This window comes from Coprococcus eutactus (assembly GCF_025149915.1).
Taxonomy (GTDB): Bacteria; Bacillota; Clostridia; order Lachnospirales; family Lachnospiraceae; genus Coprococcus; species Coprococcus eutactus.
Genome location: NZ_CP102278.1, coordinates 1,365,472 through 1,384,783, shown reverse-complemented (window position 1 = coordinate 1,384,783; position 19,312 = coordinate 1,365,472). Strand labels below are relative to the sequence as shown.

Annotated in this window: 14 protein-coding genes; all 14 read right to left on the bottom strand. The window is 43.6% G+C overall.

The genetic code is table 11. The features are described from left to right. Positions 1–3 precede the first annotated feature (3 nt). The 14 genes from NQ536_RS05910 to NQ536_RS05845 all read right to left on the bottom strand — a co-directional run bounded on the left by NQ536_RS05910 (position 4) and on the right by NQ536_RS05845 (position 19,294). Positions 4–2,280 (bottom strand): DNA gyrase/topoisomerase IV subunit A, encoded by a 2,277-nt coding sequence (locus NQ536_RS05910; RefSeq protein ID WP_004851209.1) that lies wholly within the window; start codon positions 2,278–2,280, stop codon positions 4–6. Positions 2,281–2,353: 73 nt separating this feature from the next. Further along, on the bottom strand, positions 2,354–4,255 hold the full coding sequence (locus NQ536_RS05905) for a DNA gyrase/topoisomerase IV subunit B (RefSeq protein ID WP_022059480.1): 1,902 nt from the start codon (positions 4,253–4,255) through the stop codon (positions 2,354–2,356). 101 nt (positions 4,256–4,356) lie between these two features. After that, positions 4,357–5,964 carry a sensor histidine kinase gene (locus NQ536_RS05900; protein WP_147564608.1) on the bottom strand — a complete coding sequence of 536 codons (1,608 nt, stop codon included), beginning with the start codon at positions 5,962–5,964 and terminating at the stop codon, positions 4,357–4,359. A 14-nt stretch (positions 5,965–5,978) separates the two neighbouring features. Further along, the gene (locus tag NQ536_RS05895; RefSeq protein ID WP_044998001.1) at positions 5,979–6,656 is read right to left on the bottom strand and encodes a response regulator transcription factor; all 678 of its coding nucleotides are present in this window, start codon (positions 6,654–6,656) and stop codon (positions 5,979–5,981) included. 223 nt (positions 6,657–6,879) lie between these two features. Then, a complete protein-coding gene (locus NQ536_RS05890) occupies positions 6,880–7,527 on the bottom strand; it encodes an LptM family lipoprotein (protein WP_004851217.1) in 648 nt (215 codons plus the stop codon). 195 nt (positions 7,528–7,722) lie between these two features. Further along, entirely contained in the window at positions 7,723–8,466 is a 744-nt protein-coding gene (gene trmD, locus NQ536_RS05885; protein WP_004851218.1) for a tRNA (guanosine(37)-N1)-methyltransferase TrmD, read from the bottom strand. Between the two features lie 55 nt (positions 8,467–8,521). After that, positions 8,522–9,067 (bottom strand): ribosome maturation factor RimM, encoded by a 546-nt coding sequence (gene rimM, locus NQ536_RS05880; protein ID WP_004851220.1) that lies wholly within the window; start codon positions 9,065–9,067, stop codon positions 8,522–8,524. A gap of 222 nt (positions 9,068–9,289) precedes the next feature. Beyond that, positions 9,290–9,517 (bottom strand): KH domain-containing protein, encoded by a 228-nt coding sequence (locus tag NQ536_RS05875; protein WP_004851223.1) that lies wholly within the window; start codon positions 9,515–9,517, stop codon positions 9,290–9,292. A gap of 102 nt (positions 9,518–9,619) precedes the next feature. Next, a complete protein-coding gene (gene rpsP, locus NQ536_RS05870; RefSeq protein ID WP_004851225.1) occupies positions 9,620–9,865 on the bottom strand; it encodes a 30S ribosomal protein S16 in 246 nt (81 codons plus the stop codon). Between the two features lie 25 nt (positions 9,866–9,890). Then, positions 9,891–11,237, bottom strand: a complete 1,347-nt coding sequence (gene ffh / locus NQ536_RS05865) for a signal recognition particle protein (protein WP_004851227.1) — start codon at positions 11,235–11,237, stop codon at positions 9,891–9,893. 91 nt (positions 11,238–11,328) lie between these two features. Further along, a complete protein-coding gene (gene ylxM / locus NQ536_RS05860) occupies positions 11,329–11,685 on the bottom strand; it encodes a YlxM family DNA-binding protein (protein WP_044998003.1) in 357 nt (118 codons plus the stop codon). 106 nt (positions 11,686–11,791) lie between these two features. After that, positions 11,792–13,045, bottom strand: coding sequence for an ATP-binding protein (locus NQ536_RS05855; protein WP_004851232.1), 1,254 nt, complete (start codon positions 13,043–13,045; stop codon positions 11,792–11,794). Positions 13,046–13,439: 394 nt separating this feature from the next. Next, on the bottom strand, positions 13,440–13,685 hold the full coding sequence (locus NQ536_RS05850; RefSeq protein ID WP_004851235.1) for a hypothetical protein: 246 nt from the start codon (positions 13,683–13,685) through the stop codon (positions 13,440–13,442). Between the two features lie 86 nt (positions 13,686–13,771). After that, positions 13,772–19,294 (bottom strand): DUF4132 domain-containing protein, encoded by a 5,523-nt coding sequence (locus NQ536_RS05845; RefSeq protein WP_004851237.1) that lies wholly within the window; start codon positions 19,292–19,294, stop codon positions 13,772–13,774. Positions 19,295–19,312 lie beyond the last annotated feature (18 nt).

The window sequence follows — 19,312 nt, the reverse complement described above, 5'->3', positions numbered from 1 at the left end:
TTTCTAGAACCTCAGCTTGCTTCCCTTGCCGCCGCGCTTGCCCGGCTTAACTCTGGTGAAGATTATCTCGTTGTCTCCAACCTTGAAGGTATCCCTTGTGCTTCCCACAAATACCGACTCAAGGACATCGTCACCCTCTAAATTGATGAGCTTGACTCCCGCTGCACCCTTGCCCTTTTCAGGGATCTCGGAGATATCAACTCTTATGTAATATCCTTTTTCTGACTGTGCAATAATAAAATCTCCCTCAGAGAATTTACCTATGTAAATTATATCATCACCGGCCTTTGAAGCGTTTGCAGCACGCCTTGTGGTGTCAAATGCGGAGCCGTCAACAACCTTGGCAAGTCCCTGCTTGCTGACGAACAGCAGCTTGTCCGTCACAAAATGCTCTATGCAATCCATGAACAGAATGTTCTCGTCACCGTTCATGTTGCAGAACTCGAACACCTGGATTCCCTTATCGGCAAGACGTCCTATGAGGCTTCCGCCCCCCTTCTTGCTGGTGTTCTTCTTCGCCTGAAGCTTGATGATGTCGGCAACCTTGATCGTATACACCTGATTATTGTCGGCAAATACTGCTATCCTGTCAAGATTCTGACACTTCACTGCAAATCTATAATCACGGTTTATCTGCTCTATATTCTTCTCGTATACATTTGCATCTACGACCTTGATATAATAGAATCGGTCGAGAAGTACAGCCACATCTGTGGCCACAACCTCTGCCTTCTTCACAACAACAGTTCCATAATTGTGGATCTGTGTTCTTCTAGGTATGGCATATTTTGCCTTTATCTCAAGCATATCATCTATCATCTGCTGCTTCATGGCATCCCTGGACTCCATGAGCCTTGTATACTTCTTGATGAGTTTCTCAGCGTCAGAAAGTTCCTTCTTGAGGGCATTGATCTCCAGACCTATGAGCTTCTGAAGTCTCATGGCAAGTATCGCATCCGCCTGTTTCTCTGTGAAACACAGGAACTTTGCATCCGCCTCTGAGCCCTTGAATCTGAACTTAACGTTTGATGTATCGCCGTGCATGAGACACGCCTTGGCATCTGCAACCTTTGTACTTCCGCGGAGTATCTCTATGATCAGGTCTATGCAATCGACAGCTGTGAGGAGTCCCATCTTGATCTCTCTGATCTCCTCCTGCTGTGCAAGAAGCTTTCTGTACTTCGTGTCATACAGACCGTACTTGAAATCTGTGTACACCTTCAGTATCTTCTTGAGTCCCATTACCTCCGGCTTGCCGTTGTTGATGCAGTTGATATTCACGCCAAATGTATCCTCAAGAGCTGCCTTCTTATATAATATATTGATAATGTTCTGTATCTCCTCATCAGAAGTTCCCTTCTTCACATCGATACACAGACATTCACCGTTCTTGTCTCCTCTGTCCGCAATATCCACGACAGCTGGAAGTTCTCTGTTCCTGACAAGCTCTGCAACAGTATCGAGGAACTTGGCGGTGCCTCCGATCATGGTATATGGAAGCTCTGTGACACAAATACTCTTTCTTCCGTATCCGATATCCCTGACCTCTACCTTACCGCGCACCTTGATCTTGCCAAGTCCTGTGGCATACACATTGTACAGTTCCTCAGGTGTGGCATTGATGATTCCACCTGTGGCAAAATCAGGTCCCGGCATGAGTTTTAACAGGTCCTCAAGCTCTATCTCAGGATCATTCAGATATGCAACAGTTGCGTCTATGACCTCACCGAGATTATGTGTAGGAATATTTGTCGCCATACCTACGGCGATACCGGTTGAACCGCTCACCAGGATATTGGGTACCTGGAAAGGCAGGAAAGTCGGTTCTGTCTCCGTTCCGTCAAAGTTCGGTATGAACTGATCCTTGAAAAACGGAAGATCCTTCATACACACATCCTCTGTGTACTTGGATATACGCGCCTCAGTGTATCGCATGGCAGCCGCACCGGAGCCGTCCACCGCGCCAAAGTTACCGTGTGGGTCAACAAGTGGTATCGGCAGCTTCCAATTCTGCGCCATATTTACAAGTCCTTCGTATATAGAGCTGTCTCCGTGTGGGTGGTATTTACCCATTGTATCTCCGACTATTCTCGCACACTTTCTGTGTGGCTTGTCGGAGCCTGCAAGACCATCCAGTGAGTAAAGTATTCTTCTCTGGACAGGCTTTAATCCATCCCTTACATCCGGGAGCGCTCTCTCTGTTATAACCGACATGGAATAGTCCACATAGGACTGTCCCATCTCGCTCTCATAATCTACGTTTAATATCTTTTCCGACATGATCTATCCCTTTCATCATACAAACTGTGAAAACACACTGTGCAGTATTTATCAAATATAACTCTATATAAGCTTAGATATCGAGTACAGCATCCGCACTGTGTGTCTCTATGTACTCTCTTCTAGGGGCAACCTCAGTTCCCATGAGCGTCTGTGTGAGCTGATTTGCCTCAATACGGCTGTTCACTGATACCTGCTTTAAAAGTCTCGTCTCCGGATTCATGGTCGTCTCATAGAGCTGGTCTGCGTCCATCTCACCAAGGCCCTTGTATCTCTGTATCGTAAACTTGCTTGTATGCGTCTTTCTATACTTTGCGAGCTCATCATCTGAGTACAGATATTTGATGTTCTTGCCCTCGCCAACTCTGTAGAGAGGCGGGATAGCTATGTATATATGTCCCTCGCTGATAAGGTCGGGATAGAATCTGTAGAAGAATGTCAACAGAAGTGTCGCTATATGGGCACCATCCACATCGGCATCCGTCATGATGATTATCTTGTCATAGTTCAGCTTGCTTATGTCAAAATCGTTGCCGTAGCCCTGCATGAAACCACAGCCAAATGCATTGATGAGCGCCTTGATCTCGGCATTCTCAAGCACCTTTGCAACAGGCTTTTTCTCCACATTGAGTATCTTTCCTCTAAGTGGCAGTATCGCCTGATACTTCCTGTTTCTCGCGGTTTTGGCTGAGCCTCCCGCAGAATCTCCCTCGACTATGAATATCTCACATTTGGACGAATCTGAGGACTCCTGCTTTGCCAGCTTGCCATTTCCCTCAAATGAAAACTTGTTGATATTGATTTTGGACTTCTCAAGCGCCTTTCTCTTGGAGAGCGCTACCGCCCTGTCCACTATATCCTTCAGCACGTCATAATTTCTGTCAAAATATACAGTGAGCTGCTCTTTCACGATATCATCCACAGCCTTTGACACGTCCGTATTTGAAAGCTTTGTCTTGGTCTGTCCCTCGAACTGAGGATCAGGATGTTTAACTGATATGATGGCCTGCATTCCCGATCTTATGTCTGCACCTGTGAGGTTTGAATCCTTCTCCTTCAAAACTCCAAGCTCATTTCTGGCATAATTGTTGATGAGCTTTGCAAATGCCGACTTGAATCCCGTCACATGGGTTCCGCCTTCAGGATTCGTGATATTGTTGGTGAATCCTATGATATTCTCCTCGCCATCGTCCGTCATCAGAAATACGATATCAGCAGCGATTCCATCCTTCTCACCGGATATTGCAACAACTGGCGATGTATGTGTGAGTCCCTGTGATATATCCTCAACAAATGCTGAAAGACCTCCCGGCTGATGGAATACTATAGGCTCCTCACCGTCCCTCTTGTTCTGGAATGTGATCGTAAGATTCGGATTCAGGTATGCAGTCTCCTTGATCCTCTGCTTGATGGCATCCGCTTTGAACTTCACCGTCTCAAATATCGTATCATCAGGATAGAGTGTCACAGTTGTACCAGTTCTCTTTTCCTTGAGTTTTGTCTTTGGAAGCATTCCGTCAACCAGCTCAGTTGTCGGTATTCCCTTCTCATATGTATCGTGATAGAGATAACCATCTCTAGCTACATCCACTATAAGCTTGTTGGACAGTGCATTTACAACGGCAGAACCTACACCATGAAGACCTCCACTTATTTTGTAGGTGGAGCTGTTGAACTTACCGCCCGCATGCAGCACAGTGTATACAACTCTCTCAGCAGGTATCCCCTCCTGCTCATGAAGATCAACAGGAACCCCTCGTCCATCATCCGATACTGTTGCTGAACCATCCTCGTTTATGCTAACCCATATATTATTACAATAACCCGCCAGATGCTCATCTACCGAGTTGTCTATAAGCTCCTGTATGAGGTGATTCAGTCCACTTCGCCCTGTGTTGCCGATGTACATTCCCGGTCTCAGTCTTACCGGCTCAAGTCCCTTTAACACCTCAATGTTTTTTGCACTGTATGACATAATCTTCTCCCATTTTATAAATATATTTGCGGCTGCCAGCATTCAACAGAAAAAGGAAACCCCTAGAATTATAGCCTAAAAGTTTCCTTCTTGCAAAGTATTTATTGTTCTGACACATTTTCAGTCGTATTATCTTCGGTATTCTCCGGTAACAGTCCCGGTTCGTCCCCATCCTGTTTTATGACATCAAGATCAAAATAGAATACCACGCCGTCTTCAACATTGTATACACCATAGTTCTTGTTATGAGCCGCCATGGATGCGGCAACTATCGAGAGTCCTATTCCGCTTCCGCCATACTCTCTCGTTCTCGCCTTATCCACCTTGTAGAACTTGATGAATACCTTGTCAAGCTCATCGGTAGGTATGTTTGGTCCCTCGTCATATACAAACACTCTGAGGTTTCCTGTGATCTCTCCGTCGTCAACCTTTCTTGGCGCATCATAGTCCGTCTGTGCGGTCCAGATCTTGACCTTGCCGCCATCATTGCAGTAATGAAGCGCATTTGTGAAGTAATTTGTAAATACCTGCTCTATCATAAATTCATCGGCATACACATTGCACTCTTTGTTCAACGCTTCTGGCAGCTCAACATCAGCATGATTCTGCTCTATCAGAATCGATGATGAACCGACTACATTCCTCATGAGGGCATTGATGTCAAATGCAACGGGCTGAACCCTGTTCATACCAAATTCTAGCTCATTTAGATTCAGCAGCTGCTTAACGAGCCTGTTCATCTTGCCCGCCTCATCAAGGATAACGTCACAGTAGAACTCCTTACTCTCGTCATCCTCAATAACATTGTCCTTCAAGCCCTCTGCATATCCCTGTATGAGTGCTATAGGTGTCTTGAGTTCATGTGATACATGAGATAAGAACTCCTTCCTCATCTCATCTATCTGAACCTTCTCATCTATATCTGTCTGGAGTTTGGCATTTGCCTGTTGCAGCTCTGTCAGAGTGTTCTTCAGCTGATATGACATCTCATTCATACTGTCCGCCAGCTCTCCTATCTCGTCGTTGGATGTGTGATCTACCTTCACATCAAGATCAAGCTGAGCCATTTGATTTGCAACGGACGCCAGATTCTTTATCGGCTTTGCAACAGCATTGCTTATAAAATATATCAAGATAAATCCAAATATCGCCACAACTGAGAATACAAAGAAGAAGAACTTCAATGATATCACGATCGTCGAATCAACGCTGGATATCGGCTTTCTTATTATCACCACGTATCCATTGTCAAGGAATCCCACCACATCATAGTAACTGTTCCCCGTATTCTTGTCATTTGTTATCTGGATATCGTATTTGTCGGTCTTTTCTATCTGCTTTCTCTTAATCTTCGGATTGTCCGGATTCTTACCGCCACTGTAATTAAAATAGTCCGCAATGAATGAAAGATTGTTGTACACTGCAGCCTCTTCATTCACCGTTGTGTACACTCTCATATTCACACTGTCAAATATGAAGATCATGGCTCCAGACTGGTTCGTCACATCATTTGCCAGCTCTCTGCTGTCTATATCCTCATCCTGTCCAAACAGTTCATTGCAGGAATTGTATGTATCCACCAGCATCTGTTCCATTCCATGATAGAAATACTTCTTTATAAATAGCATGGTTATGGCACACGACATGACGACCATGATCAATATGGTTGCCGCAAGAAACAGCGTTATTTTTGTTTTGATCGATGTCATTTTTGATTTGCGCATCACTCTACCTCGAATCTATAACCTACACCCCATATAGTCTTGATATAATCACCCTTAGCTCCCATCTTGCTTCTGAGCTTCTTAACATGTGTATCTATTGTTCTGGCATCACCATAGTAATCGTAATTCCATACGTTGTTCAGTATCTTCTCCCTCGAAAGCGCAACACCCCTGTTTACTATGAAATACTGCAAAAGTTCAAATTCCTTGAAGCTGAGCTCCACCGGCTTGCCGTCTATAGTGACAATATGCGCCGAAAGATCCATATCTATCCCGCCAGCTGAGAGTCTCTCCTCAGATGCTGCATCTGAGGTTCTTCGGAGTATCGCTGCCACCCTGGCAACAAGTATCTTTGGACTGAATGGCTTTGTTATGTACTCATCAACCCCAAGATTAAATCCCTGAAGCTCATCTCTCTCATCCGCCTTGGCTGTAAGCATGATCACAGGAACCTGAGAGAACTTTCTGATCTCCTTGAGCGTCTCCCATCCATCCATCTTAGGCATCATGACATCAAGTATCACAAGTGATATATTCTTATCTTCCATAAAGATATCAAGAGCCTGCTCTCCGTCTCCGGCCTCTAAAACAATATATCCTTCCCTTGTAAGGAAGTCCTTTACAAGCTTTCTCATTCTACTCTCATCATCAACCATCAGTACCTTTATTGTATCCATAATATACCTCCGCACATAGAATTTCTTCATTTTTCAATAATATACCATCCATGTTTGTATAAAGTGTGAACTATATCAACAATTTCCACATTTTTGCCCAGTTTGTCCATTCTAACGGAGACAGATACCTCCGTCCCCACCCGATGCATAAAAACAGCATGTGATTGAGTCAATTATCTGACTCAATCACATGCTATCTATAATTATATATTGTCTTATTAACCTACTCTGCTGCTTCTGTTGTCACTGTATCATCAGTCATTGCTTCGCTTGGATCTATGGCCTCTGTATTTGCCTCTGTGGTACTTCCCGCTTCTGTGGTAGCCGTTGTCGCGATCTCACCGTTTAATGTCACATTTTCCTTCTGTGCAAGGGCATACACTGCATCATTGTATGCTGTGTACTTGCTCTGCGCAGATGACAGAAGCTTCTTTGCCTCGTTCTGGACATCCTTATCCTTGTTCTTTACAGCTGCCTGCACCTTCTGTATAGCCTCATACTGGGTATTCATCGCATCGTAATACTGATCTCTGAGTGCCTTTACCTCATCTGTCTTCAGTTCTATCGCCTGTACAGAATCAAGAAATGCCTTGTACTTAGGGATGATGTTATCTGTGAGATCTTTCAGAAGAGTATCTGTATCTATAGTTGCCCCCTCTGCAAAATATGAATTGTATGATTTCATGACAGCTGCCTCATCCGCCTCAACCTTTGGTATATCAGTTCCTATAAACTGAATAAGTTCATCCTTTACCTCCGATTCTGCCTCGGTGCTAGCTGCTGTTGTCGGCTCATCTTTCTTGCTTCCGCAACCGGCAAGTGAAAATACCAAAACCATAGCCATCATTGTCATAAGTAATCTGCGTTTCATAATGTTTTATCTCCTTGTTCTTCCTTGTATTTATGTATGCCCTGTAGTCTCGTTCCACAAGGTTATGGCAGAATTGACATAAGACCTTTCACACTCAGGTGCAAATTCTTTCTCAATTCTGCCATTCATAGTATACCACTTTAAAACCCCAAGTGACAACCCATATATCCCGGTCTGTATTATCAAAACGCCGTTTCAGTTATCAGTGCCGGATTTTTTTTGTTTTTTCTTTTTCTCTTTTGGAGGATTCTCGGCTATGTACTTTTCATACATATCCGGTCTGTTCGCCTTGGTCCTCTCTATGGACTGCTCCAGTCTCCACTCATTTATGAGCTTATGATTACCCGAGAGAAGCACATCCGGAACTCGCCTGCCCATGAACTCCGGTGGTCTAGTGTACTGCGGATACTCAAGCAGATTGTTGTAAAATGTCTCTATCTCCGCACTGTCCTCATTGTTCAGTACCCCCGGAACAAGTCTGGATACCGCATCTACAATAGCCATAGCTGGAAGCTCTCCACCAGTAAGGACAAAATCACCAATAGACATATAATCGTCCACTATCATCTCCAAAACTCTCTCATCGATTCCCTCATAGTGTCCGCAGAGAAGAACTATATCCTCCTTCTCCGAGAGCTCCTGAGCAATTCCTTGATTAAAAGTCTGCCCCTGCGGAGTCATATATATGACCCACGGCTTCCTTCCTATCTTCTCCACAAGCGCCGTATATGCATCATATACAGGCTGTGCCTGCATTACCATACCAGCACCGCCACCATACGGATAATCATCCACATGATTGTGCTTGTCCTTGGTGTAATCTCTTATATTTATAGCCTCTATATGAAGTTTTCCAGATTCTATAGCTCTTCCCGTGATACTGGTAGACAGTCCATTCATAACCATCTCAGGGAAAAGTGTCAAAATATAAAAATTCATAATCTACTCCTGATATTTGAACTTAGGTTTAAGCCTTTGCCAGTTCACACTCTTATCACTCTGTCTTGTGATCCGAATCGTCCGCCTCCACCATCTCAAATGTCCTGACCTTGACTTTCCTATTCTCAGTGTCCACGTCATAAACGAAATCCGAAACAACAGGGATAAGTAGCTCCCCGCCATCATCCTTCTTCACAACAAACACATCATTTGCAGGGGTCTCAAGCACATCATCAAGTATTCCGATATGCTCATCATTCTGATCGTAGACATCCGCATCTAGGACGTCACAGATGAAGAATTCTCCATCCATGAGCGGAACTGCATCCTCCCTGTCAACTAATATATCATAGTTCTTAAAACGTTCTATATCATTTATGTTATCGTATTCTTCAAATTTGAGAATAACCATATTTTTCAAGAATTTGCAAGATGTACAATTAACCTCCAAAGTCTCTCTGCCATTTGACAGATAACACTTTTCCAGGGTCTTGAAACGATCATTGTCATCTGTTGTTGGATATACCTTAACCTCGCCCTTTATACCATGGCTTGAGGTTATCACACCTACTCTGAGTCTGTCTTCTGTATTATGTTCCATACTCTCTCCTATACAATATGGTAGCACGCTGATGCGTGCGCAGGTCATCAGGCTTGCGCCTGTGACATATAAAGTGGTAGCACGCTGATGCGTGCGCAGGTCATCAGGCTTACGCCTGTGACATATAATATAAGGGGGAGTATAAACTCCCCCTCTTAACTCGGTAATAAATCCTCTGTCATATGAAGATTAAGAAATACCACTTATCCTGCCTATGCAGTTCTACTTAATATCAACGACAACCTTCTTATCACCCTTTGAAGCAGCTGCCTTGACAACTGTACGGATGGATTTGGCTATTCTGCCCTGCTTGCCGATTACCTTACCCATGTCTTCTGGTGCGACTGTAAGGTCTATCTTTATTATGCCGTCTTCTTCAGTCTCGGTTACAGCTATCTGCTCAGGATGATCTACTAGGGACTTTGCAATGATTTCTACTAAATCTTTCATCTCTATACCTCCCAAATGGAACACCAGCCATGCAAAATCGACTTCGTCGATGGCTGGCGCTGCATATCAGCTTTTCATAGAAAAGCTGATACATCCGTAAAATTACTTCTCGATACCTGCCTGCTTTAATAACTTTGCAACTGACTCAGTTGGCTGTGCGCCAGTAGCTAACCACTTCTTTGCAGCCTCCTCGTCAATCTTTACTACAGATGGCTCCTGGTTAGGATCATATGTTCCGATCTCCTCGATGAATCTACCATCTCTTGGTGATCTTGAATCTGCTACGATTACTCTGTAGAAAGGATGCTTCTTATAACCCATTCTTCTTAATCTAATCTTTACTGCCATTGTTCTTGTTCCTCCTAAATATTAATTATCTTAAGCCAAAAGGCATTTTAAAACCACCGCGTCTTCTCTTTCCGCCCATCATGCCTGACATCTGCTTCATCATCTTCTTAGACTGTTCAAACTGCTTAAGAAAACGATTCACATCTGCTATCTGGACACCTGCTCCATCTGCGATACGCTTCTTTCTTGATGGCGATATCGGATCCTGGAGTGAACGCTCTCTAGGTGTCATGGACAGAACGATTGCTTTTGGTGTTTTAGCAGCGTTCTCATCTATCTCAACATTCTTCATCTGACTTGCCATGCCTGGCATCATCGAAAGGATCTCCTGCATGCCACCCATCTGCTCGAGCTGAGCCATCTGATCAAGAAAATCGTTGAAATCAAAACTTGCTTTGCGGAACTTCTGTTCCATCTCCTTTGCCTTTTCCTCATCGATGGCCGACTGGGCTTTCTCTATGAGTGACTCAACATCACCCATACCGAGGATTCGACTCGCCATACGATCCGGATAAAATGGCTCCAGATCTGTAAGCTTCTCTCCCATACCTGAGTACAGGATTGGCTTGCCTGTAACTGCCTTGATCGACAGTGCGGCACCGCCTCTGGTGTCACCATCCAGCTTTGTAAGGATGACACCATCTATACCTATTTTGTCATTGAACGTTGTAGCTACATTAACCGCATCCTGACCAGTCATAGAATCTACAGTCAGTATGGTGTAGGCAATGTCCAGATTCGCCTTTATCTCTGCCAGCTCATCCATCATATCCTCATCGACATGAAGACGACCTGCCGTATCGAGAAATACCAGATTGATATTGTTCTTGGCTGCATGCTGTATAGCCGCCTTTGCAATATCCAGTGGCTTGTTGTTGTCACCCATGGCAAATACGGGGACTCCAACCTTCTCACCATTTACCTGCAGCTGCTTGATAGCCGCCGGTCTGTATACATCACACGCTACAAGGAGCGGTTTCTTACCTTTGTTCTTAAACTGATATGCTAGCTTTGCCGCTGTGGTGGTCTTACCTGCACCCTGAAGTCCACACATCATGATGATCGTTATCTCATTTGACGGTCTGAGCTTGATCTCTGTCATCTCAGAACCCATGAGCTTGTCCATCTCTTCTTTAACAATCTTGATGACCATGTGTCCAGGATTCAGACCTTTGAGGACTTCTTCACCTACAGCTCTGTCACTCACCGACTTGACAAATGACTTGACAACTTTGAAGTTAACGTCGGCCTCAAGAAGTGCTCTTTTAACTTCCTTCATAGCCTCCTTGACATCATCTTCTGTAAGTACGCCCTTGCTTCTCAGCTTCTTAAATACGTTCTGCAGTTTATCTGATAAACTGTCAAATGCCATAGACATTCTCCCTTCTGATATAAACTATCGGGTACATGCAGCTCCACTCTGTAAATCCTGGGGTGGTTCCGCAATACATCACTACCTGTCATCAGAAATCTTCGAGTATCTTATCTGAATAATTCACTATATCTTCAATTCTGCCCGCAAGCCGTTCGTCCGAATTGATCGCCTTGAGTTCATCCGCACATTCCTTGATCTTCTGAACCTGTTCCTGTGCCTTCATGAACTTATGTACCAGCATAAGCTTCTCCTCATACTCCTCAAGGATCTTATCACAGCGCCTTACCATATCGTACACGCCCTGTCTGCTTATGTTGTTGAGTCTCGCTATCTCCGAGTAAGACATATCATTGTTCACGACATCCTCGTACACGCTCTTCTGATGCTCTGTGAGCAGCTCACCATAAAAATCATATAACATAGACTGTCTGACTATCTTCTCCATAACAAACTCTCCGTAACGCACTTGCATGTAAAGTGTTTTTGCTTTACCATGGGCTATTCTAATACAGGTGGGATGGGTTGTCAAGTGTTTTTTCTTGACAACCTCACTAAAATTCTAAACTATCTGCATTAAGTAAAAAATATTTCATTCCCATAATCACAAATCCTTCATCATTTCTATACGGCTTTTTCGTTCCATTTACTATAACAATCTTCTTAAATGAATCTGGAATATTCCTAAATGAATTAAATTCCTGTGTCTGTTTTTCTTCAGAAACCATATCATAGGCTACTTGAATATAATATCTCTGACTACCCTGATTCACTACAAAATCAACCTCAAACTGCTTGCGAGTAGTTTTTCCATAATCATTCTTTGCATACACATCTACGATACCAACATCCACATTGTAGCCTCTAATAAGCAGTTCGTTATAAACTATGTTCTCCATAATATGAGTAGGTTCCTGCTGTCTGAAATTTAACCTAGCATTTCTAAGTCCCACATCTGAAAAATAATATTTTAAGTTAGCACCCACATATTTTCTTCCCTTAATATCATACCGTTCCGCTTTAGAAATCAAAAAGGCCTCCGTCAAATAATCAATATGATTAGATATAGTCTTATTGCTATAATTGATACCCCGTTCACTTTTAAAAGTATTTGATATTTTAGTTGGATTGGTTGGTGCGCCTATGGCAGAAGCAAGAATATCGACTAAAGTTCCAATTTCATCAACATTTTTAATGTTATTCCTCTCTACAACATCTCTGATATAGACATTGGTAAAAATATTTTTTAGATATTCTGCCTTTTGGCGTTCCACAGAAAATTGTGCTACCTGTGGCAAACCACCATATGTCATATACTCTTCCCAGGCTTCGTCATAATCTCCATCATACGCACTATAGAACTCAGCGAAAGATAATGGATAAATTCTTATCTCATCACCTCTGCCTCTAAATTCAGTTACAATATCACTGGATAAAAATCTCGAATTACTACCGGTCACATATACATCAATATTGCTAATTCTGAGCAAACTATTCAGTACTTCCTCAAATCGCGGCATAAACTGTACTTCATCCAAAATCAAATAATACCTCTGCTCATCTTTCATTGCATCCTTAATGTATTGATAACACTTTTTCGGATCCCTCAGTTCTTCGTTTTCGATACCATCTAATGCAATCGCAATAATATGTTCATTATCTACACCATTCTCTAATAAATAGTTCTTAAATAATACAAATAATAGAAATGACTTTCCACATCTCCTGATTCCTGTAATAATCTTTATCATTCCATTATCTTTTCTTATCTTCAGCTGTTCAAGGTATGCATCTCTCTTGATTTCCATTGTCACGCTCCTTGTTTTTGTGTATGGACACATTTTTTAGTAATATTATTTTACTATCCCGTGTCTACTTAATCAATACCAACTACTATTTTATGTGTATTTTCACGTTTTTATGTAGCACTCAACAATAAAAATATAAAAAATATCTACCCTATACAGATTCAGTTTTTTATTATCTATTTATATCAGCCTCTCTACTATCAAATAATTATCCAATTTGTATACATCTGATAAAACAGCAAATGGCTATGCGATTAACGCATAGCCATTTACGTATTATGTTGTTTCCCAAGTAGCGAAACAACTCTGTTATCATCCCCACTTAAGGCAGGCACTCCTTTGTTTAATAATATACTCAACACTATTTTATGTCAATATCGATGAAATTTTTATTTTAATATACCTTCCTAACCTTCTCCACGCCATAAAGCTCTTTGAAGTATTCCAGATCGTCATCCGACTTTATCACCATCACACCCACAAAGCTGCCGTCCTGTCTGTTCTTAAAACCTGCGACCTGCTCGCCGGTGCAGATAGAACACCTGATGACAGCCTCATGCATGTTCTCATCATATGGGAACATGTTATCTGCATCACCACGTCCAATTTTAAGCCTTGTTATTATATTCCTGATTCCCATTATGTCATCTTCTTTCTCTGTCCGGAAATTTGTCTGTCAAACGTCACATCACTTACTTGTCACAGGCAGCAGTATTATCTTCACACTCACTGCTCGATCTGTCCCAGTATATAAGGATCCTTGATCTTATTATCCTCTGCAAAGAACAGTATCTTCGTGAGCACCTCCGATGTCTTTGGATCATCATCCACAAATGGCAGGAATATTCTGCCCCGCCTCTGCGAATGCACAGGAAGTACATTTATCATAGGGCCTGCCTCCTGATGCACCACTCCGCTTCCAAGGTGGACTGTATAATTGGCGCGCTTGCCCTCTATCACCGCATGGTTCTTTGTAAATGTGACATTTGTCAGCCTGAAAAGCGGCATGGTGAATTCTGCTATCGCCTTTCGCATCTCAACAGTTGAGTGTGAGGTCTCTGGATCCACGCCTCCGGCATGTGCCACGGAAACAGCCATGTCCACATCCCTCATGACCTCAGAGAATATGATGTCTGGGATATCCTTGATCCTCATATTCTTTCCTGTCTTTCTATCTGAGAACACCACCCATTCGAGGGTCGGTGACTCTATATCCGCAGGTGAGAACCAGTCTGCAAGCGCGTATATCTGTGCTACTATGTTCTCCTTGTAATAAACCTTTTGAAGTCCATCCTCTATGTCTGCCACCCAGTGTCTTGACCTCAGACAGCCCAGAGTTTTCTTCGGCTGGATCTGATTGCCCGCGTATCTGAGGGAATGTTCCATGTTCATTTCCTCTTCGGTCTTCACATAGAGCTCTCTGAACACCTGCTTGAACGGCTGTACGATCTTGTTGTCAAATACATATTTCTGTATATCATGCCATTTGCCAGCCATGTACATATGGAATGGATGTGCTACTGTGAGCTTTGTGTCATCTGACAGGTTCATAAGGTTCAAGCCTGTTTTTTTGGAGCTATTATTTTCCGTTGATTTTGATACCGTATCCGCAATATCTGCATCACCGATGGACGTTGCCACAAATGTATTGAATCCATCCTCAGTCGCAAATCCCAGCACAACATTCTTGCTGTCATCAAGTTCATTTGCCCCTGACATAATACTGTCAGCCGCATTATCAAGCTCTGCCTTCACGCCATCCGGCTCCGCCACCTTGAACACCAGCGCAGCTACCATGTCATATATAACAGGATTCTCCAGCATGCCCCTGATCTCAGCCCAGGTGTATTCCTCCTGGCTCTCCATCGCATCCTCAAGCATCGCCTTTGTACGCCTTGACTGCTCCGCCATCTGCTTCTTGGCATCCATCAGAGCCAATACATACTCATCCTTCTTGATCTTTGCCGGAACGGACTTTAACTGTTTGCCGTTCTTCTCACAGATGACAGTGCATTTGCCGCCATCCTCCATCTCAAGCCATACGGTCACTTCTTCGACCTCATGCGGCTGAAAATATTCCCTCATGCCCTGAACTACAAGGCTTTCCATACGTAGGGTAAGTCTCGTCACGTCCTGATATCCGGCATTGATCGCCATATTGCGCATAGCTGTAGAAACTGCTGCCGCCTCGCTGGCTCTCCTCTGTGCTCCGAACTGCCTGCTCTCCTTCTTGAACTTCTGAAGGAACATGTACCTGTCCTTTATCTGCTCCTCATTCTCTATCGGCAGGATTCCCACCGCCATGAGCAGATCTTTGTTTCTCTTTGCCTCGATCTCAGCCATCAGCTCGGGCTCATCATATTTGCCAAGTGCCGCATCCGCATATTTTCTCGCCCTGGTATGCTTTGCACCGTCCGAAATGTATTTCGCCGCCTTGTATATGAGCTGGAAACGTTTGTCACCCAACCTTTCATAGACTTCGGTAAACCACGTCCTGTCAAATGCGCCGTCGTTCAGCTCATCCACCTCAAGCGGTGTAAATCTCGCTATCATAGCCTTTCTCTTGTCGTCAAATGACTCGTTCATGTGCGCCATAAAGTAATAGCATCCCGCAGTAAATCCATCCCATCCAAGATACTCTCCAACTATATCTATCCACTCTGGAGAATACATAGCCGCCTCTATAAGCCTGGCATCACTTATATCCGTACCTGTAAGATAGGCCTTCAAAGTCTCCGCACTGTCATTTGCATCAGGCACACACGCCTGAAGAAGATGAGACATACTGTTCTTCTTGCTGACCTTCTGACGATTATAGTAATAACCGGTATTGAAATACGTTGATCTCTCCAACGTCTCCTTGCCTAGGGCTGACAGTATCCTGACAAAATACTCCGCTCCGAATATTCTTGTAAGCCCATATATATATGGAGAGAATTCTGTCTCCGTGTCTCCCCTTGTGAGCTCTGCAGAAAGCACAAGCTCTGACATATCAGTGTACAGCTTCTTAGCTATATCCAGCCTTTTCTCGTCCGTCTCTGAGAACTCTCCTTCCGGACTGTGAAGAAGTATCTGCCGCACACTTCTCAGCCTTTCACGCTCCGTATATCCCCACTCATAGCCTCTGGTCTGCACCTTCCTATTGCGCTCCGTTATAAAACGCATCACGTCAGATACACATTTGAGGCTCCTATCCAGGGAATTCCCCTCAAATGCCATCTTGTACATATAATCTTTTGAAATCAAGCCACGACTGTATGCAGCAATATAGTTCTGGAGACCTGGAACCGGCATGACACTTCCTGTGTGTACCCAGTAATATGAATTTCTATCATTTACAACGTCTGAAGGTATATTAAAGTTATGACTCTTTGCAAGGGCATAGTTGTATGGAAACAAATGCATGAAATTTTCTTCATTCTGCCTTGCCTCGTCAGAATCCTCTTTTACGTCTAATATATCGCTGTCACCATCGATTGCAAGCCACCATGTTATTATCATGATCTGCTCATTTGTGAGCACACTTCTGTGATATACCTTTGAATCATCACCAGATATACTGCTGCCACCTTTATTCCCGCCAAATGTATATATGAGCTCATCGTTTCTTCCAAGCAGATAGTCTGCTGCCACAACGGCAAGCCTCTTCTTGTCACTATCCATCACATATCTTCTATACAGGAAACCAATTACAGCTCTGGAAATGGCAAGATATCCGAATGCCGGACATTCTTCTATATATATATTTCCAAACATATCCGCCATAAAGCTCTCACAGTACTTCTTGAAATCCTGTTTGTCACTGTTGTAGCCATTCAGATACACGTAGAGCTGCATGCACATATACGGAGTCTGAATATTTTTCTCGTAGAAATCTACCCACAATTCCTCACATGCCACTTTGTCACGGTTCACATATATGTTTCCACCTGACTCACCAAGCAGACCGATTTCTCCGTCAGTCATCTCATACTCATCATTTTTGTGTTCATCCACAAATGCATCAAATTTTCTTAATATATTTATTACTTCTGAATCAGATGTCGTGTCTTTCTTTTTAGGCACAATCTTTGATTTGAGTTTTGCAAATGCACCCTCGCTCTTAGCAGTCTTGCACAGATTATCATTTGCAATCCCGCTTTCAGGGAAATACTTTTTGTACAGCTCAAAGCACTCAGCCAGATAACTCTTGTCAAATATCGGCTCATAGTCCGCATTTACATCATAAAGTCCATATCCCTCATCTGCACCAGCCCGGTCTGTGCCAACATTTTTAATCTCACGTATAAGAATCTGCTCCTTAGTTGTAACACTGGATCTTCCATTCGCAGACTCCCTCTGCATAGCGTCTATATGACCAACACAATCTGCAAAAAGTTTCTGCCTGTTCTCATCATTCTTGAGCTGGAGCAACAGGTCAAGTCCCGCTGTTCTCTTTTCCTCCTTGGGATCTGCAAGAAGTCTTCCAATGAGGCCATCCATGTCTTCACCGTCAAGCTTATACAAAATAGATAAAACAGTCTCCCTTATGTCTGACTTCTTGTACTTGAGCATATTCTCAAGCTGTACATAATTCTCCGGCGAAAGTTTCATATCCTTAACGATCATCGCCGCCTTGTTTCTGGTATATGTCTCCTTGTCGGCAACCGCATCCACCAGTATGGCACGCTGTCTGTCATTTGCCGGCTGCCTTACAAGCAGAAGCAAAAGCGCATCTCTGCTATACCTTGCGGAATCTATCTCAGGAACCATCTCCGCTATGTGTGTGATCCTGTCCTCGTCCTTTAGAGCGCTTGCACAGACCGCAAGTCTCATGATGATTGCGGATCTGTCCAGATATTCGGCATTCCATGGAAATACACACGGATCAAACTCAAGCCTCTTCTTTGGCATGCGCTCAAGTATGCCCATGAGGATGTCGTACATCTCCTGACATTCTTTCCTGCTGTCAAAATATTTGTCCACCTCGGCAAATGTCATTTTCTTAAGTTCATTGTTGTACGATCTGCCGTCTTTATATATGAGACTATTCATATAAGGCTGGTAATCCGACATGAAACTTGGCATGATGACCGCCATGGTGTCCATCTCGTCTGAGAATCTCTTGATAAATTCCTTTGCAACGCTGTGTGTGTACACCTTTCCCAGACTCATTGCCCTGATATATGTGCCAAATACCAGTCTTTGGTGTCTGCTGCCATCAAGTGCCAGCTTGTTCATCACATGGCATGCCTCGTCCACATCAAAGAAACCATAGCTCCACAGCGCAAGATAGATCTGCATGGCATCATCGCCGGATAAAGCTTCACGCCTTGCATTTTCATCATTCAGATATGTATCTATAAGAATCAGCTGTTTCTTCTGTATACGGTCAAGCTTGCTCTCCTCGTCAGTCACAAGTCCTGTCCAGGTGGCTACAGCCCTCATAACAGACGAGAATCTCAGAAGATCATTCTCCTTTATTACATGGAACAGGGTCATAAATGCACCTGCCGTTCCATAATCCATATTCTCACATATCGCCTGCCTAAGCCCCTCCTGAAGCTTTGCCGCAACGAGCAGCTTGCCTACAGCCTCATGGAGTCTTGTGTTGGAGCTCATATATATTCCCCTGAGGATATTTGTCGTGAGCCTTGTCTGCGCACTCTCACCGAACATGATGTCCATGAGCACTTCCTCAAGCTCTGCATTCCCCCTGTCGAGCTCCGCCTGTATCCAATATTCAGATATTATTCTATATCCGTTGCTGCTGCCATCCCTGTAATAGCACAATATATCCTGCGGTAATTTCTCCTTGTAGAGAGATGCTATGTCGCATCCGTATATCCCCATGGAGTGATATTCATTCATTATCCTGAAATATCTGTCAAGAAATGCCCCATACCTCTTCGTACGCATGGTTCTTCTGTAATAATACTGGCTTGTCTGCCACTTGATTATGCTGTCTATAGAAGTGTAGAAATCCTCCATCAGATGATCCGGCACCCACCCCGGCAAATGCTTCAGCTCGTTCCTGAAGAATTCCGAAGGAAGATTCTTTTCATTCTCAAGAAATGTCTCAAGTCTCTTGCCGATCATCGACTCTTTTACATCTCCATAGTAATTATCCATCTCCTTAAGAAGCTTCTGCGCATCCGCACTGTAGCTCTTTCTGAGCTTCATAGAATTCTCGTCAAATACCTCTCTCACTTCATCTGCGATCCTCTTCTTCTCCTCAAGCTCAAGTCTTGTCTTCTTGTCCTCCGCCATTGTAACCCCTTTCTTTAT

Coding starts and splice junctions, on each gene's coding strand:
- NQ536_RS05910 (WP_004851209.1), bottom strand. CDS start 2,280: ATGTCGGAAAAGATATTAAACGTAGATTATGAGAGCGAGATGGGACAG.
- NQ536_RS05905 (WP_022059480.1), bottom strand. CDS start 4,255: ATGTCATACAGTGCAAAAAACATTGAGGTGTTAAAGGGACTTGAGCCG.
- NQ536_RS05900 (WP_147564608.1), bottom strand. CDS start 5,964: ATGACATCGATCAAAACAAAAATAACGCTGTTTCTTGCGGCAACCATA.
- NQ536_RS05895 (WP_044998001.1), bottom strand. CDS start 6,656: ATGGATACAATAAAGGTACTGATGGTTGATGATGAGAGTAGAATGAGA.
- NQ536_RS05890 (WP_004851217.1), bottom strand. CDS start 7,527: ATGAAACGCAGATTACTTATGACAATGATGGCTATGGTTTTGGTATTT.
- trmD (WP_004851218.1), bottom strand. CDS start 8,466: ATGAATTTTTATATTTTGACACTTTTCCCTGAGATGGTTATGAATGGA.
- rimM (WP_004851220.1), bottom strand. CDS start 9,067: ATGGAACATAATACAGAAGACAGACTCAGAGTAGGTGTGATAACCTCA.
- NQ536_RS05875 (WP_004851223.1), bottom strand. CDS start 9,517: ATGAAAGATTTAGTAGAAATCATTGCAAAGTCCCTAGTAGATCATCCT.
- rpsP (WP_004851225.1), bottom strand. CDS start 9,865: ATGGCAGTAAAGATTAGATTAAGAAGAATGGGTTATAAGAAGCATCCT.
- ffh (WP_004851227.1), bottom strand. CDS start 11,237: ATGGCATTTGACAGTTTATCAGATAAACTGCAGAACGTATTTAAGAAG.
- ylxM (WP_044998003.1), bottom strand. CDS start 11,685: ATGGAGAAGATAGTCAGACAGTCTATGTTATATGATTTTTATGGTGAG.
- NQ536_RS05855 (WP_004851232.1), bottom strand. CDS start 13,045: ATGGAAATCAAGAGAGATGCATACCTTGAACAGCTGAAGATAAGAAAA.
- NQ536_RS05850 (WP_004851235.1), bottom strand. CDS start 13,685: ATGGGAATCAGGAATATAATAACAAGGCTTAAAATTGGACGTGGTGAT.
- NQ536_RS05845 (WP_004851237.1), bottom strand. CDS start 19,294: ATGGCGGAGGACAAGAAGACAAGACTTGAGCTTGAGGAGAAGAAGAGG.